Source organism: Flavobacterium tegetincola DSM 22377 (genome assembly GCF_000425485.1).
Taxonomy (GTDB): Bacteria; Bacteroidota; Bacteroidia; order Flavobacteriales; family Flavobacteriaceae; genus Flavobacterium; species Flavobacterium tegetincola.
Genome location: NZ_AUDN01000022.1, coordinates 1 through 16,812 on the forward strand (window position 1 = coordinate 1; position 16,812 = coordinate 16,812).

Sequence of the window (16,812 nt, forward strand, 5' to 3'; positions counted from 1 at the left end):
AGGTTATCAATGTAGGTTTTGCTTTTCATTGCCTTAATGTGTTTTTCAATGGCCAATGCCTGAGGCTTAGAAGAGCAATTAATGCTTAAATATAATTTCCAGTCGTCGGCTTTATAGGTAAACTTTCTTGTTTGGCTGTCGTTGGAGTGGAAATCTAGTCTAACATCGATATTAGAAGTGTAACCGATGTAATACCGATTTAATTTTTCTGAGTGCAAGATATAAACGGTATGCATGCTAAATAACCTAATTTTTTAAAACAAAAAATCCCGACCATTTCTGATCAGGATTGATTTGCTCCCCCTCTTGGGCTCGAACCAAGGACCCTCTGATTAACAGTCAGATGCTCTAACCAACTGAGCTAAGGAGGAATAACCGTATAGGTTACTGTATTTTCAAAATATCAATTATAGTACTTAAATTTCTCAGCTCGAACCAATCCCGATAGCTATCGGGACTCAATTAACAGTCAGATGTTCTAACCAACTGAGCTAAGAGGAATAACCTTACAGGTTACTATATTTTCAATACTGTACTTTAGAACTTATGCTTTTTTAACTTGAGCAATTTTACTTGCCGTTTCAGTGTTAATAAGTGACGTTTGTTTCACTTGTAAAGCGGTGCAAATATAGGGCTAAATTTGGTTTCTCCAAGCGTTTTTGAAATTTTTTTTAATTTTTTTTACTTGCTGATAATTGCCCGATAAATATCATTTCCATTTGCAAAAAGTACTAGTGCTATAAGTAAAACAAAACCAACAACTTGTGCGTTCTCTAGGAATTTGTCAGATGGTTTTTTACCACTAATAATTTCGTATAATAAAAACATAACATGTCCGCCATCCAACGCTGGAATAGGCAATAAGTTCATAACGCCAAGCATAATTGACAATAGTGCAGTGATGCTCCAAAAGGTTTGCCACGACCATTCTTCAGGAAAAATGTCAAATATGGCTTTAAAACCACCTACACCTTTATAGGCGCCTGTATTTGGATTGAAAATAGCTTTTAACTGTCCGCCGTAGCTAGAAAGCTGGTCAACTCCCTTTTCAATTCCTACGCCAAAGGACTCTCCAAAACTATATTGCTGACGCTGGATTGGGTACGTGCCTAATTTTTCAAGATTAGTAGCGCCAACTCTTCCCGCATAAACAATTTGCATTTTCGCACTATCAGTAACGGTTAGTTGAACGGGAACTTCTTTTCCATCACGCTTTACGATTGCTGGAACCGTTTTGCCTTTTAAATTGTCAACTTGTGCTAACACTTCATCTGCGTATTTAACAGGATGTCCGTTAAAACTTACCACAATATCTCGAGCTCGAACTGCATTTGCATTCACTGAATTTTCTTCAGGATTCACTACTACAAAAGGGATTCGCAATTCTACTACAGGAGATCGCTCTCCCTGAAACATTTTATCAATAAAATTTATTGGAAAATCAATGGTCTTGCGTACGCCATCGCGCTCAATTTCAACTTCACTTGCCAAAAATAATTTAGCATTTAAATCGTGAAACTGCTTTACTTCTTCGCCGTCTACAGTTAAGATTTTATCACCAGTTTTCAATCCGATTTTTTCTACCACAGGATTTGTGACCCAAACACCGTCTTTTACATCACTGTTATTAATGTACAAATCGCCATAACCCCAAGCCATACCAATGTAAATGATAAAGGCTAAAATAAAGTTTACAGTTACACCACCTAACATTATGACTAAACGTTGCCAAGCTGGTTTTGATCGAAATTCCCAAGGTTGTGGAGGCTGGGCCATCGCTTCGGTATCCATACTTTCGTCAATCATACCGGATATTTTCACGTAACCACCAAGTGGCAGCCATCCAATTCCGTATTCTGTTCCACCTATTTTTTTCTTGAAAAGCGAATATTTGACATCAAAAAACAAATAGAATTTCTCTACTCTAGTTTTAAATAATTTCGCCGGTATAAAGTGTCCTAATTCGTGTAAAACAATTAGTAAAGATAAGCTCAATAAAAATTGAGAAAGCTTAATAAGTAATTCCATTTCTTAATTTAAGATTTTTAAATAACGCACAAAAGTAATGTTTTCTGCATTATTTTTACGCTAATAGTTTTTGACCTGCTGTAAATGTTTGTTAATACTTTTATACCTTGATGAAGGTAAAAGTTTTGGCACCAGAATCGTTAACCACTTTAAGGTAATAAACGCCATTAGCAAAAGCACTGACGTCCCACGAAGTTTGATTGGATGAGGAAATGAGCTGGCCTAATGCATTGTAAAATAACACCTGCTCAATCTTCATTCCGTCGGGCAACTGCAAATTCAGTGCCGAAGACGTAGGATTTGGATACAAACGAATTGCGGTATTTTGCTCAAATGCACCACTGCTTAAGGTAACTTGATTGTTTTTTGAAATCAATTGTTTTTCAGGATCAAATACTACGGAAGTCACAGTAAAAGGCACGTTTTCAATGAAAATTTGATTGTTGTTAATGTGATTTAAAACTACATCTTGCTGTTCACCATTCGCTCCTACCAACCGCACGGGAACGGGCATTTCAAAAAATGATACCGATGGATGCGACTGGGATTGACTTGCAATGATTTGAACTTGATTGCTGCTTAAATTTTGAATTTGAAATGAGTAACTCGGATAACCTTGGCCGTAAACCCAGTCGTTAAAAAACTCGGTCAATGACAGTCCTGAAGCCGCCTCCAAGTGCGATTTTAAATCAGTACTTTGTGCATATTTATAGGCAAGATTGGCATCTGCCAAATAATTTTTCATGCCTTGAAAGAAGTTCGTGTCGCCTAATTTAAAACGCAACATGTTCACTACCATCGCTCCTTTATTATAACTCAAACGACTGCTGAAAATGCGATTGACATTCGTAACGTCCGATTCTGGAACATACACAGAACCGCTACTCTGACTGGTAATACTGGTAGTTAAGCCACTTTTCCAACTTCTAAATTGTGTATTTCCATCTAAATTTTCAACTACCAAACCGGATAAATACGTTGCAAAACCTTCGTTCAACCAAATGTCATTCCAAGAACCACACGTTATTTTATTCCCGAACCATTGATGCGCCAATTCATGTGCAATTAACTCCCTGCCAAAACTACCCATAAATGAAACGGTGGAATGCTCCATGCCGCCGCCCCAACCAAATTGAGCATGACCGTATTTTTCGGCAGCAAAAGGATACGCTTCAAATAAATTTTCAAATAAATTCATAATAGGCAAGGTGACCGCTAAACTGTTGGACGCCGAGGTAAAACTTTCTGGATATAAATAATTTACTATAGGAAATGTGCTTGGTGAAGTTCCTGCAGTTTGTGTAAAAACCTGGTAATTGGTAACGGCAATAGCCACTAAGTAGGCCGGAATGGGATAATTATGCGAAAAGCGTGTTGTTTTTGTGCCATTCGTATTTGTCACTTTTGAAATTTCCAGTCCATTTGCCACACTCACATACGTTGCAGGTGCAGTAATGTAAATATCAATGGCATCTATTTTATCATTTAAATCTTGTTTACAAGGCCACCAGTCTCGCGCTCCATAAGGTTCTGACAATGTCCATAAAATAGGTGTTCCAGAATGAGTCGAAATAGTAAATGCAGCTTCGACTGTAGATGGCGCACCTGAATACGTAATTTCTACTGAAGTAGAATTTCCAACAGCAAGCGTGTTTTGCAACGTAATTTGCAACTCTTCGGCTGTTTGCGAAAAACTTACGGCTACATTATTTTGTTTTACGGAGCTTACCGTTAAATTATTGGTCAAGTCAAAAGTCACACTACTCATTGCAGATAATGCTTTGAACGTAGTGGTCACTTTTCCGTTGATGAAATAAACGGCTGGATTTACAGTAAATTCTAATTTCTGATACGTTACATCGTAATTCAATGTATTGGGATTTGCAACGAAATTCATAGTATTCGAAGCCGATTTCATTTCTGCTTCTGCAATGGCATGAGTGGTATGGGGAGTTGTTTGAGAAAAAGCGGTGGTAATTGTAAGTAGTAGTAATGCTAGTATATTTTTCATAAAATGAGGTAAATTTTTTTGTAGGTTGGAGTCCTTATATCTTTTAGTCTATTTACGTATTATTTGGAGGTTTTGTTTCCATTTGGCGCTTTTAAATGAAAGCGAATTTGAATATTACTCTTTAGTCATCAATTCAGCATTTGCATTCCAAAGTGCAAAATAAGGGTTTTTATTATCCGTTCTTTTCAAAAGTATCAAAAAAGGTTTGTCAAAAAGCATCTTTTTTGGTTTTTTAATGTCTTCTTCTGCAATACCTTCTTCACTTGTAGTTTCTTCAGTTGCTTCGCTTTCAATTTTAGCGCCACTTTCATCTAGTATAAAGGCAGTTCGTTGTAAAACAGATTCTATCGTATAGCTGTCAAGTTTTGTTGTTAGTTTATTGTTTTCAAAAACAGGATAATCAGTTTCAATGTTGAAATTAAATTTAGGAATGACCAATTCATCTTCGTATTCAAACCTATATTTCCAATATAATTTTGAATTTTTTTCTTCTGAAAGTCCAATTTTAGTACACCTTGCAATTTCATTATTCATTGCTATCAATGTGCTGAATTTCTTTTCAGATTTAAATAATACTATTTCGTGGTTTTTGTCTTTCGGAAGTAATTTAATGATAAAATTGTTGTCGTTTTTGTAGTAGATAATTCTTACACTTTCTAGCATCTGGTATTTGTCAGAACCATTAACGCCAAAGGATGCTACTTTTTGTCCGTCAAAAATTAATTTATTAGTAAAGCTTTGCAAGTCAAATTTAAATGGTAAATTTTTGTCAAACGCAGCAGTTACTTTAATTTCGGCAGATTCAATTTCAGCAGAAACAGTATACTCATCATCTTTAAGGACGTTTTGAAAAGATTCTGATTGATTAAGTACCATTAAATCGGGGTATTCGTTCCCTATTTCAATTGGGTCTTTAATTTGATTGCGCAATTCATCCCAAGCGAAAAGTAGTGATGCAGAATAAACAGCATTTTTATCATCCTTTAATTTTTGCTCTAATGTTGGTGCAAATTCGGTGTTTTTGTAATTTGAAAGATTTTTAACCTCGGGGAATTCTCTGTTACTGCTACAGCCCACAAAAAGGATTGAAAGTACAATTAGAAATGTGTTTATCTGATTTTTCATTGAATGTAAAAGCTTACAGTGGTGTGCTAAATGCTGTCAAATATAACGATTATGACCTTATATTTCAACATTCAAATCCCTCAATCTTTCAATCCTTCTATCTTTCAATCCCTAATTACCCAATTATCAAAATATCTAATTATATTTGCGTCTGTATAAAAAATCAAGACATGTTACAAATCGCATTTATTAGAGAAAATCAAGCAAAAGTAATTCAGGCTTTGGCCAAAAGAAATATGGACGCTACCACGATTGTGGAGGAAGTAGTGGCTTTGGACGAGAACCGTCGCGCAACCCAAGTGGAGTTGGACAACACCTTATCCGAATCTAATAAATTATCCAAAGACATTGGTATTTTAATGAAATCAGGAGAAAAAGCAAAGGCAGATATCTTGAAGCTTAAAACAGTTTCTTTAAAGGAAAAAAGCAAAGAATTAGGTGAAAAAGCAGATGCTTTAGCCGAAGAATTATTGCAAAAATTATACACCTTGCCCAATCTTCCATCTGATTTAGTACCAGAAGGAAAAACGCCAGAAGACAATGAAGTTGCTTTTGAAGAAGGCGAAATTCCTGTTTTGCATGAAAATGCACAACCGCACTGGGATTTGGTTAAAAAATACGACATCATCGATTTCGAATTGGGAAATAAAATTACAGGTGCAGGATTTCCGGTTTACAAAGGGAAAGGAGCCAAGTTGCAACGTGCCTTAATCAATTATTTCTTAGATAAAAATACCGCTGCAGGATACAATGAAGTGCAAGTTCCGCATTTAGTCAACGAAGCTTCAGGTTACGGAACAGGACAATTACCAGACAAGGAAGGACAAATGTACCATTCAACTGTGGATGATTTATACTTGATTCCAACAGCAGAAGTTCCCGTAACAAATATGTACCGCGACGTAATTTTGAGTGAAAAAGAATTACCAGTTTTAAATACCGCTTACACGCCTTGTTTCCGTCGAGAAGCAGGTTCTTATGGAGCTCACGTTCGTGGTTTGAACCGTTTGCACCAATTTGACAAAGTAGAAATCGTACGCATCGAACATCCAGATAATTCTTACAAAGCTTTAGATGGAATGGTAGAACATGTAAAAGAGATTTTGCAAGAATTAAAATTACCGTACCGCATTTTACGCCTTTGTGGTGGCGATATGGGTTTCACTTCAGCATTGACATATGATTTTGAAGTTTTTTCTACGGCACAAGACCGTTGGTTAGAAATCAGCTCAGTTTCTAATTTTGAAACGTTTCAAGCCAATCGATTGAAATTGCGTTACCGCGACGAAAATGGTAAAACTCAATTGGCACACACGTTAAACGGAAGTTCATTAGCCTTGCCAAGGGTTTTAGCGGGTATTTTAGAAAATTATCAAACACCAGAAGGAATTGTTATTCCAGAAGTATTGAGAAAATATACAGGATTTGATATCATTGACTAGCATTAGAATTTTCTATTGTTATTTTGTAAATCAATAATTTTTATCTCGCAAAGGTTCCAGGACGCAAAGCAGAACTTTTTTCTTTGCGTCCTGGAACCTTTGCGAGACAATTGTAAAAATAAATTTAATAGGACCTTCATCAGGAACTGTCTCTAAACTTTAACGTTACCTTTACTCTAAAAAATTACAAAAAGTACTACTTTTCAACAATCAGTACTTTTTTTGCTTTTTACAGCCTATGAGAAAAATTCTTGCCATCGTTCTATCGTTATTTACGTTTTTGGCTTTCGCCCAAAATGAGCAATTGGCTGCGAATTATTTTGAAAAAGGTGATTTTGAAAAAGCACTCGTTTCGTATGAAGAATTGCTTGCTAATCAGCCTGGTAATTCCACTTATTTTCAAAGAACCGTCGAGTGTTATCAACAATTGTCGCAATTTGAAAAAGCGCAAGATTTGATTCAACAACGGCTAGATAAGTACAAGCAACCCAATCTTCTTATTGAATTAGGGTACAATTATCAGTTGCAAAAAGACGATAAAAATGCCTTAAAATTCTACGATAAAGCCATTGACAAAATAAATGATAATGCTTCAAATGTCTATGCAATTGCAGCAAGTTTTGAAAAAAAGTCAGTACTGGATTATGCTTTAAAGGCATATAATCTAGCTTTGACTTTGGAACCAAAATTTAATTTTAACCAGCAGATGGCCGTTTTGTACGGTCAACAAGGTAAAGTCGATTTGATGATTGAGAAGTTTTTGGAAGACGGAGAGAAAAATCCTCAAAATACCATTTATATTCAGAATTACCTTTCTCGATTTATGATGGAAGTGAGTGACGACTCGTTTGCCGATCGGTTGCGAAAAGCATTGATTGTAAGAACTCAAAAAAGTCAAGACGTATATTGGAATCAGTTTTTAAGTTGGTTTTTTGTCCAGCAAAAAGAGTATGGAAAAGCCTTTATTCAAGAAAAAGCCATTTACAAAAGAAATCCTGAATCGTTTTCCAATATCGTTAGTTTAGCTGAATTGGCCATTGAAGAAAATCAGGATGACGATGCGGTATCCATCATCAATTTTGTTTTAGAAAACACAGAAAATATCGATTTACAGATTTTTGCCACTGCATTTCTACTGCGCAATCGAATTGAGAAATCTACTGCCAAAGAGTATGTTTTAATCAAAACCGACTTGGAAATCGCGCTGAAAAAATTTGGCGTAAGCCCCTTTACCATTTCATTGCAAGAACTGCAAGCGGCATTTTTGGCTTTTAATTTAAATGATCCAGAAGCGGGAAAGGACGTGTTGAAAAATGCGCTCAAATTTCAATTGAATGAATACCAAAAAGCTCAATTAAAAATGCAACTGGCGGATATTTTGCTTTTGCAAGAGCAATACAATCAAGCGTTAATCTATTATTCTCAAATTGAAGACGATTTAAAAAACGATCAAATTGGTCATGAAGCGAGTTTGAAAGTAGCAAAAACGAGTTATTTTCAGGGTGATTTTCAATGGGCTCAAAGTCAATTTAAGATTTTAAAATCGGCATCGACCCAATTGATTGCAAACGATGCAATGGAATATTTTTTGTTAATCAATGACAATACTGTGGCAGATTCGGCTCAAGTGGCTTTGAAGAAATTTGCCCGTGGCGACTATTTGATGTACCAAAACAAAAATGATTTGGCATTGGCCCAATTTACAAAAATCTTGACCGAACATAAAGGCGACGAAATTGAATCCGTAACTTTATTGCGAATGGGTAAAATCAATGAAAAGCTTGGCAATTATACCGAAGCTTTGCGGTTGTACAAACAAATTTTAGACGTTCACGCAGAGGGAATTTATGTGGATGAAGCGCTGTTTTTTTCGGCCGAAATTTATGAGCAACAATTAAAACAGCCGGATTTAGCCAAACCGTTGTATGAAAAAATGATTTTCAATCATCAAGATAGTATTTACTTTATTGAAGCAAGAAGAAAATTCCGTGAGATACGCGGCGATAATAATTCATAATTTTTAAAAAACACAAATATGATTATATATAATGTAACAACAAATATTCACGAAACTATTCATGATTTGTGGATGAATTGGATGCTAGAAAAACACATTAATGAAGTTCTTGCCACTGGAAAATTTACCAATGCTAGAATGGTTAAAGTTTTGGTTGAAGAGGAAATGGGCGGAATTACCTATTCTGTGCAATATACTACCGATTCAAAGGAAACATTAGAGCGTTATTATGCAGAAGACGCGCCAAAATTGAGAGACGAAGGTCTGACTTTATTTGGAGATAAAATGTTGTCTTTTAGAACGGAATTAGAAGTAATTTCAGAGCATTAAAAAATTTTTCGCCACTGATTAAAATGATTTTTACAGAAAAAAAATCATTTTAATCTTTGTAATCTGTGGCTAATAAAAGAAATATGGAAAAAGTAAAAGCAAAAAAACACCTCGGACAACACTTTCTTAAAGACGAAGAAGTTGCCAAAAATATAGCCGATACTTTGCAGTTGAAAGGCTACGAAGATATTTTAGAAATTGGGCCAGGAATGGGTGTTTTGACTAAATATTTACTCGAAAAACCTGTGACGACTTACGTAGTGGAAATTGATAATGAATCTGTGGATTACCTCAATGAAAATTATCCTAAACTGCACGGCAAGATCATTGCAAAAGACTTTTTGAAGTACGACATCAACGAAGTTTTTGAGGGTAAACAGTTTGCCATCATTGGTAATTTTCCGTACAATATTTCAACGCAAATTGTTTTTAAAGCACTCGAATTGCGAAAACAGATTCCTGAATTTTCAGGTATGTTCCAAAAGGAAGTGGCTCAAAGAATTTGTGAGAAAAAAGGAACCAAAGCGTACGGAATTCTATCGGTTTTAGTTCAAGCTTTTTACGACGCTGAATATTTGTTTACCGTGGACGAGCACGTCTTTATCCCGCCACCAAAAGTAAAATCAGGTGTATTGCGTCTGACACGAAAGGAAGATTTTTCATTGCCATGTAGTGAAAAGATGTTTTTTAGAGTTGTGAAAACGGGCTTTCAGCAAAGAAGAAAAACATTGCGAAACAGTTTGAAAACCATGGAGCTTTCAGATGAATTGCGTCAAGATAAAATTTTTGACCTTCGTCCGGAACAATTAAGTGTAGCAGATTTTATCAATATTACCCTAAAAATAGAGGCCGATGCAGTTTAAAGTTAGTAAAGAATTTTTAGAGCAAGTAACCGCGTTAATCGAAAGCAAAAACGACCGAGATTTGGAACTTTTGCTTACCGATTTGCACCATGCTGATATTGCAGAAATTCTGGATGAACTTGATTTTGACGATGCCACGCATATTTTTAAAATCCTCGACAGTGAAAAGACGGCGGAGATTTTATTAGAATTAGATGAAGATTTAAGGGAAAATATCTTATCTCGACTTTCATCTAAAGAGATTGCGGAGGAACTTGATGAACTGGAAACCAACGATGCAGCAGATATTATTGCCGAACTTTCTCAACAAATTAAAGAGGAAGTAATTAGCGAGCTGCAGGATGTGGAACACGCCAAAGACATCGTGGACTTGTTGCGCTACGACGAAGATACCGCGGGTGGAATTATGCACAAAGAGTTGGTAAAAGTCAATGAAAATTGGAATGTTTTGACTTGCGTCAAAGAGATGCGGATTCAAGCAGAAAATATTTCTCGCGTACATTCAATTTATGTTGTGGATGATGACGAGCGTTTAAAGGGAAGACTTTCTTTAAAAGATTTGTTGACTACGTCTACAAAAACACCGATTAAAGACATTTACATCCGGAAATTGAATTTTGCAAAAGTTGACGATGAGGATGTTGAAGTGGCACGAACGATGCAAAAATACGATTTGGAGGCCATTCCGGTGGTAGATGAATTGGGACGTTTGGTGGGCAGAATTACCATTGATGATATTCTTGACGTAATTAAAGATGAAGCCGACAAAGATTACCAATTAGCAGCCGGTATCTCGCAAGATGTTGAAGCAGATGATAGTATTTTAGAATTGACACGTGCTCGATTGCCGTGGTTGGTTCTAGCACTTTTAGGTGGATTTATTACGGTTCGCGTTTTAGGATTGTTTGAAGGAGCAATGGAAGAACACGGAAAATTGTTTTTCTTTACACCGCTAGTTGCGGCAATGGCAGGAAATGTAGGCGTCCAATCTTCGGCAATAATTGTACAAGGTTTGGCAAATAATACGTTAAGTGGCTCTACTTTTAACCGATTAATTAAGGAAATCACGTTGAGTCTTCTGAACGGAGTAATTTTAGCGTCCATATTATTTGTCGGAGGACATTTTCTTTTAGATCTTGAATTAGTGGAAGGCATGATCGTTTCGGGAGCATTAATATCTGTAATTATTATCGCGTCCTTAATTGGAACATTTATTCCGTTATTATTAGATAAATTTGGAGTTGACCCGGCACTTGCCACAGGACCGTTTATTACCACAAGTAATGATATATGTGGAATCTTAATTTATTTCTCCATTGCAAAAGCAGTTCTTGGTTTTTAAATTGTTATTTTTTGGTGTTTTGACTTTGCACTTGTTTAAATTATTTATATTTACGTAGTCTAACAGATTTTAATTACACAAAAATTCGACACACGACATTTAAACTCAAGCTCCATTTCCAGATATGAAGACCAAACACGCTATTTATTGCTTATTTTTCCTACTATTTATTCAATCGTGCTCTAAAAAATCGGCTGCCGAATTCAATTCAAATTTCAGTACTTTTAAAACTTTTGTTACTAATTTTTCGGGTGGCTTAATTTCAGCTCAATCCGATTTAAGAGTAGTGCTTGCGTTTCAAAACGATGAATGGAAAAAGGATGAAGTTTTAGACAGCAATCTTTTCAGCATTTCGCCTTCCGTAGATGGAAAAGTAGTAGCGCTTTCTTCCAGTACGATCGCTTTTATTCCTGCTAAAAAATTGAAATCCGATACGGAATATCAGGTAACGTTGCATTTGTCAAAACTGATAGAAACGCCTAAAGAATTAGAAGATTTTAATTTTACAGTAAAGACAATCAAGCAAGACTTTATTGTTACTACAGCGGATGTTCAATCCTATTCGCCAACACATCAATACTTAAATGCCAGTTTTAAAACAGCCGATAAATTGGATTTTGAAACGGCTTCTAAATTAATTACGGCAGAACAAAACGGGAAAAAGCTAAAACTTAAATTCGAAACATCGTCGGGATCTGCATCTGAATTTAAATTCATCATCGACAGTTTGCAGCGCTACGATTCGGATACTACGTTAAAAATTCGGTATGATGGAAACTCGTTTGACATTGACCAAAAAGGTTCTATTGACTATTCGGTTAAAGGAAAAAATAATTTTACAGTCGTGGATGCTTCAGTTTCCCACATTTCCGGCGAAACATTATTGTTGAACTTTTCAGACCCGTTGGCAAAAGACCAAGATTTTGACGGACTCGTTTCTATTGATGGCGCTCGTAATTTAAAATATGCAGTGCAAGGAAATCTATTAAAAGTATTTTTTGAATCGTCGGCAACGGGCGAATTATTAGTCGAAGTTTTCCAAGGAATAGAAAATGAATATGGTGCAAAAATGAAAAATACGTACCGTGAAAAAGTACTTTTTGACCAATTAAAACCAAATGTTAGATTTCTGAAAAACGGAATTATTTTGCCAAGTTCAAACAATTTAAAATTGAATTTTGAAACGGTAAATTTAAAAGCGGTGGATGTTAAAGTCTATAAGATTTACACCAACACCATACTTCAATTTCTGCAAGAAAACGAATTAAATGGTTCGCGTAATCTGAAGAAAGTAGCGCAACCTGTAGCTAAAAAAACAATTAATTTAAAGCAAAATAATTTATTTGATACCAGTAAATGGAACACGTATGCACTGGATTTATCAACCTTAATCACACCAGCTCCAGGAGCGATGTATCGTGTGGAAATTTCATTTAAAAGAGGTTACTCGCTTTATAATTGTTCAAGTAGTGATAAAATTATGGAGGATGAAGAAGTCGAAGAAGTTGATGAAAAAGATGTAAATTATAGCAATTCTGGCGATAATTACTACGACGATTATTATGAAGGATATTATGATTACGACTGGCGTCAAAGTCAAGACCCTTGTTCAGAATCCTACTTTTACAATGCCGTAATTGGTACTAATGTTTTGGCTTCTGATTTAGGTGTTATTGCAAAAAGAGGCGAAAATAAATCCTATTTCTTTGCCGTAAATAACATTGTAAATACGGATCCCGTTTCAGGTGCTACGATTGATTTGTATAATTTTCAACAGCAAAAGTTGACTTCTCTGACTACAAATTCAGATGGATTTGCCGAGGCACAATTGGATACGTATGCTTATTTTGCAATTGTAACGCGCGGACAAAATACAACGTACGTCAAATTAGACGATGGAACTTCCTTGTCGGTCAGTAATTTTGATGTTTCGGGAGAAGTGTTACAAAAAGGACTGAAAGGATATATTTATGGAGAACGCGGCGTTTGGCGTCCAGGCGATCCAATTTATCTGTCATTTATTTTAGATGATACTGCAAATCCATTGCCTGCGAATCATCCAATTCAATTGCGCATTTCGGATCCAAGAGGTAAGGTCGCGTATCAAACCGTTAAAAAAACCAATACTGCAAACCATTACGTATTCAAGTTTTCTACCAATGAAGAATCGCCTACAGGAAACTGGGAAGCGAGGATTAGTGTGGGTGGTGCTAAATTCTATAAAAGTTTAAAAGTAGAAACGATTAAGCCCAACCGATTAAAAATCAAAAATAGCTTTCAAAAAGAAGTTCTGTCTTCTCGAGGTACAAATACCAATAATTTGCAAGTAAATTGGTTGCATGGCGCTGTAGCGAAAAATTTAAAAGTGGAAGTGCAAGCTAAATTTTCACAGCAAGTTACGACGTTTAAAAACTACACGAATTATGATTTTGACGATGAAGTTCGGAAGTTCAGCACGGAAGAAATCAATCTGTTTTCGGGAAAATTAAATGAAAGTGGTCAAGCAACCATTTCAATTGAACCCAAGTTAACGGCTCAAGCACCCGGATTCTTAAAAGCCGCTGTTATTACAAAAGTGTATGAAGAAGGTGGTGACGTAAGTACAGATGTTTTCGCCACGACGTATTCACCGTATGAAACGTACGTAGGTATAAAATCACCTGAACCTAATAAATACGGAATGCTTGAAACGGGAAAAAGCAACCGTTTTGAAGTTCAAACTGTCAATGAAAATGGAAGTCCAAAATCAGTCAGCAATCTCGAAGTTCGCGTTTACAAAGTAGAATGGAGATGGTGGTGGGATGCTTCGGATGATAATTTATCCAATTTTAGTTCTTCTGACGCAACAACTTCGTATAAAAGTTTCACTATTTCAACCAATGCAGCAGGAAAAGGCAGCTTCCAATTTGAAGTGCCGGAAAACGATTGGGGACGTTATTTGATCCGAGTTTCCAACGGTTCCAATGGACATGCAACGGCCCAAACGGTGCTAATTGATTGGCCGTATTGGTCGGGAAAAACGAAAGATGGAAATGCGTCAAGCGCAAATATGTTGGTTTTTGCAACCGACAAAAAGAAATACAATGTAGGCGAAAAAGCAATGATTTCATTTCCGTCAAGCGAAGGTGGACGTGCTTTGATTTCAATAGAAAACGGAACAAAAGTGTTGAGAACAATTTGGGTAGATACCAAAAAAGGAGAAACCAAGGCAGAAATTCCTTTGACAAAAGACATGGCGCCAAACGTATATTTTAACGTGACGCTTTTGCAACCGCATGCTACGACTAAAAATGATTCGCCCATCAGAATGTATGGTGTTACAGCAATTGAAGTTTTAGATCCAAATAGTAAGTTGGAACCGGTAATTAAAATGCCAAACGTTTTAAAACCAGAACAAAAATTTACTGTAAACGTTTCTGAAAAAAACGGTCAACCCATGACTTATAGCATTGCGGTTGTAGATGAAGGTTTGCTGGACTTAACCCGATTTAAAACACCAAATGCTTGGGATAGTTTTTATGCACGAGCCGCTTTAGGTGTAAAAACGTGGGACGTTTATGATGATATTATCGGCGCTTACGGTGGGAAAGTAAATCAGATATTTGCCATTGGTGGTGATCAAAGTATGATTGGCGGTAAAGCCAAAAAAGCAAACCGATTCAAGCCAGTTGTGCTATATTATGGTCCGTTTGTATTAGAAAAAGGGAAAGCTACGACGCATACATTGCAATTGCCAAAATATGTGGGTTCAGTTCGAACCATGGTTGTTGCGGCATCTACGTCAAAAAGCGCTTACGGTGCGGCAGAAAAAACAACACCAGTGCGAAGTCCGTTGATGGTTTTGGCATCTTTACCTAGAAAAATTTCTCCGGGAGAACGAGTACGATTGCCAGTAACCATTTTTACCACGGAAGGAAAAATAAAAAATGTAAACGTTTCGCTAAAAATGTCCAAAGGTTTACGAGTTGTGGGCTCGGCAACACAGAATATTTCATTTACAGCACCAGATGAAAAAATGGCCTATTTTGACATTGAAGTTGGTGAAGCAACCGGAATCGAGAAAATAGAAGTCATTGCAAGTTCGGGAAGCGAAAAAGCTTCATTTGCGGTTGAAATTGATTTAATCAATCCAAACCCTATAACAAATGACTATCAGGATTATGTGATTGAACCCAACAGTAGCAAGAAAATTGATTGGGCAACTTTCGGCACGAGGGGAAGTAATTTGGCAAAACTGGAAATTTCTTCCATGCCGACGATTGATATTAACCGAAGATTGCAATATTTAATTCAGTATCCACACGGTTGTTTGGAGCAAACAACTTCGGGCGTTTTCCCACAGCTCTATTTAGCGGATATTGTTGACATGACTTCGACACAGAAAGCAAATACGCAAAAAAATGTGACTGCTGGAATTACAAGAATTTCAAATTTGCAAGCTTCAAATGGCGGATTTATGTATTGGCCTGGAGCAAGGAGTAGTGACGATTGGGCAACTTCTTATGCAGGACATTTCTTAATTGAAGCAGAGAAAAAAGGCTACGTTTTGCCTGTAAATCTAAAAAGTAAATGGTTGAGTTTCCAAAAGAGTGAAGCTCGAAAATGGCGTTTCATTCCGCAATATGGCAATGATTTAGCACAAGCGTACCGATTATACACGTTAGCTTTAGCAGGTTCAGCAGATTTAGCATCGATGAATCGATTGAGGGAAACGGTTGATATTTCAAACGAAGCAAAATTAAGATTAGCAGCGGCTTATGTTTTAAGTGGACAAAAATCAACAGGAAAAGCCTTATTGGCAAATAGCACCATTGCAGAAACTGCCGATCGTTATTCGTATTACTATTACGGTTCTGAAGATAGAAATCGAGCCATGGCTTTGGAAACTTTAATCTTATTAGGTGAAAAGCAAAAAGCATTTAGATTGGCCAATATTTTAGCAAAACAGATGTCAAGCGATCAATGGATGAGTACGCAAACCACGGCTTATTCACTTTATGCGATGAGCTTATTTGCGAAAAGTAATGGCGAATCAGGTATTGGAGTAGAAGTTTCAGGAACGCCGTTGAAGGAAACTATTTCATCTTCTAAATCCATTGTGAGTAGAAATTTGGCTGTAAAAACTGGTGGAAACGCAGTAACCATTAAAAACACAAAAGGAAATACGATTTACGTTCGTTTACTGAATACTGGAATTTTGCCAGTCGGTCAAGAGAAAACAATTCAAAGCGATGTTTCGGCTTACATTAGTTATAATGACAGAAAAGGTAATCCAATTTCAGTAGAAAGTATCAAACAAGGAACTGAATTTATCGCTACAATTACCATTCGAAATCAACGAAATGAGTCGGTTGAAAATGTAGCTTTGACACAAATTATTCCATCTGGTTTTGAAATTGTCAACACAAGATACACGGATTACGGTTCATCAACAGACAATCGAGCGGATTACATCGACATAAGAGACGACCGTGCAAATTACTATTTTGGATTGAAAGCTTCAGAAAGTAAAACCTTTACATTACTCTTAAATGCTTCGTATTTGGGTAAATATTATATGCCTGGAATTCAATGTGAGGCAATGTATGATGCTACTTTCATTACAAGAACCAAAGGATATTGGATCGAAGTTTTACCTTAATTTGAAAAACAGA

10 protein-coding genes and 1 tRNA gene are annotated in these 16,812 nt (G+C 36.3%); 6 read left to right on the top strand and 5 right to left on the bottom strand.

The features are described 5' to 3' along the window. The 5 genes from H602_RS0105350 to H602_RS0105370 form a co-directional block, all read right to left on the bottom strand. Nucleotides 1-236 (bottom strand): GIY-YIG nuclease family protein (locus H602_RS0105350; protein WP_026977095.1); only part of this gene is annotated, 236 nt, incomplete at its 3' end. Between the two features lie 61 nt (nt 237-297). Beyond that, nucleotides 298-371: transfer RNA gene (locus H602_RS0105355), tRNA-Asn, on the bottom strand. Nucleotides 372-681: 310 nt separating this feature from the next. Further along, nucleotides 682-2,028 carry an RIP metalloprotease RseP gene (gene rseP, locus H602_RS0105360; RefSeq protein WP_026977096.1) on the bottom strand — a complete coding sequence of 449 codons (1,347 nt, stop codon included), beginning with the start codon at nt 2,026-2,028 and terminating at the stop codon, nt 682-684. Between the two features lie 100 nt (nt 2,029-2,128). Next, nucleotides 2,129-4,039 carry a M1 family metallopeptidase gene (locus H602_RS0105365; RefSeq protein WP_026977097.1) on the bottom strand — a complete coding sequence of 637 codons (1,911 nt, stop codon included), beginning with the start codon at nt 4,037-4,039 and terminating at the stop codon, nt 2,129-2,131. 114 nt (nt 4,040-4,153) lie between these two features. Beyond that, nucleotides 4,154-5,164: a hypothetical protein gene (locus H602_RS0105370; RefSeq protein WP_026977098.1), complete on the bottom strand. Its 1,011-nt coding sequence runs from the start codon at nt 5,162-5,164 to the stop codon at nt 4,154-4,156. 170 nt (nt 5,165-5,334) lie between these two features. Here H602_RS0105370 and serS point away from each other — a divergent pair, with 170 nt between their 5' ends. The 6 genes from serS to H602_RS0105400 all read left to right on the top strand — a co-directional run bounded on the left by serS (nt 5,335) and on the right by H602_RS0105400 (nt 16,799). Beyond that, nucleotides 5,335-6,606 carry a serine--tRNA ligase gene (serS, locus tag H602_RS0105375; RefSeq protein WP_026977099.1) on the top strand — a complete coding sequence of 424 codons (1,272 nt, stop codon included), beginning with the start codon at nt 5,335-5,337 and terminating at the stop codon, nt 6,604-6,606. Between the two features lie 238 nt (nt 6,607-6,844). Continuing rightward, nucleotides 6,845-8,623, top strand: a complete 1,779-nt coding sequence (locus tag H602_RS0105380) for a tetratricopeptide repeat protein (protein WP_026977100.1) — start codon at nt 6,845-6,847, stop codon at nt 8,621-8,623. An 18-nt stretch (nt 8,624-8,641) separates the two neighbouring features. Continuing rightward, complete coding sequence (locus H602_RS0105385) at nt 8,642-8,953, top strand: DUF4286 family protein (RefSeq protein ID WP_026977101.1); 312 nt, start codon at nt 8,642-8,644, stop codon at nt 8,951-8,953. A gap of 83 nt (nt 8,954-9,036) precedes the next feature. Then, nucleotides 9,037-9,816, top strand: coding sequence for a 16S rRNA (adenine(1518)-N(6)/adenine(1519)-N(6))-dimethyltransferase RsmA (gene rsmA, locus H602_RS0105390; protein WP_026977102.1), 780 nt, complete (start codon nt 9,037-9,039; stop codon nt 9,814-9,816). After that, nucleotides 9,806-11,158, top strand: coding sequence for a magnesium transporter (gene mgtE / locus H602_RS0105395; protein ID WP_026977103.1), 1,353 nt, complete (start codon nt 9,806-9,808; stop codon nt 11,156-11,158). The genes rsmA and mgtE overlap by 11 nt, the downstream gene beginning before the upstream one ends. Before the next feature lie 124 nt (nt 11,159-11,282). After that, on the top strand, nt 11,283-16,799 hold the full coding sequence (locus H602_RS0105400) for an alpha-2-macroglobulin family protein (RefSeq protein WP_026977104.1): 5,517 nt from the start codon (nt 11,283-11,285) through the stop codon (nt 16,797-16,799). Nucleotides 16,800-16,812: the final 13 nt, after the last annotated feature.

Coding starts and splice junctions, on each gene's coding strand:
- rseP (WP_026977096.1), bottom strand. CDS start 2,028: ATGGAATTACTTATTAAGCTTTCTCAATTTTTATTGAGCTTATCTTTA.
- H602_RS0105385 (WP_026977101.1), top strand. CDS start 8,642: ATGATTATATATAATGTAACAACAAATATTCACGAAACTATTCATGAT.
- H602_RS0105380 (WP_026977100.1), top strand. CDS start 6,845: ATGAGAAAAATTCTTGCCATCGTTCTATCGTTATTTACGTTTTTGGCT.
- H602_RS0105370 (WP_026977098.1), bottom strand. CDS start 5,164: ATGAAAAATCAGATAAACACATTTCTAATTGTACTTTCAATCCTTTTT.
- H602_RS0105365 (WP_026977097.1), bottom strand. CDS start 4,039: ATGAAAAATATACTAGCATTACTACTACTTACAATTACCACCGCTTTT.
- rsmA (WP_026977102.1), top strand. CDS start 9,037: ATGGAAAAAGTAAAAGCAAAAAAACACCTCGGACAACACTTTCTTAAA.
- H602_RS0105400 (WP_026977104.1), top strand. CDS start 11,283: ATGAAGACCAAACACGCTATTTATTGCTTATTTTTCCTACTATTTATT.
- serS (WP_026977099.1), top strand. CDS start 5,335: ATGTTACAAATCGCATTTATTAGAGAAAATCAAGCAAAAGTAATTCAG.
- mgtE (WP_026977103.1), top strand. CDS start 9,806: ATGCAGTTTAAAGTTAGTAAAGAATTTTTAGAGCAAGTAACCGCGTTA.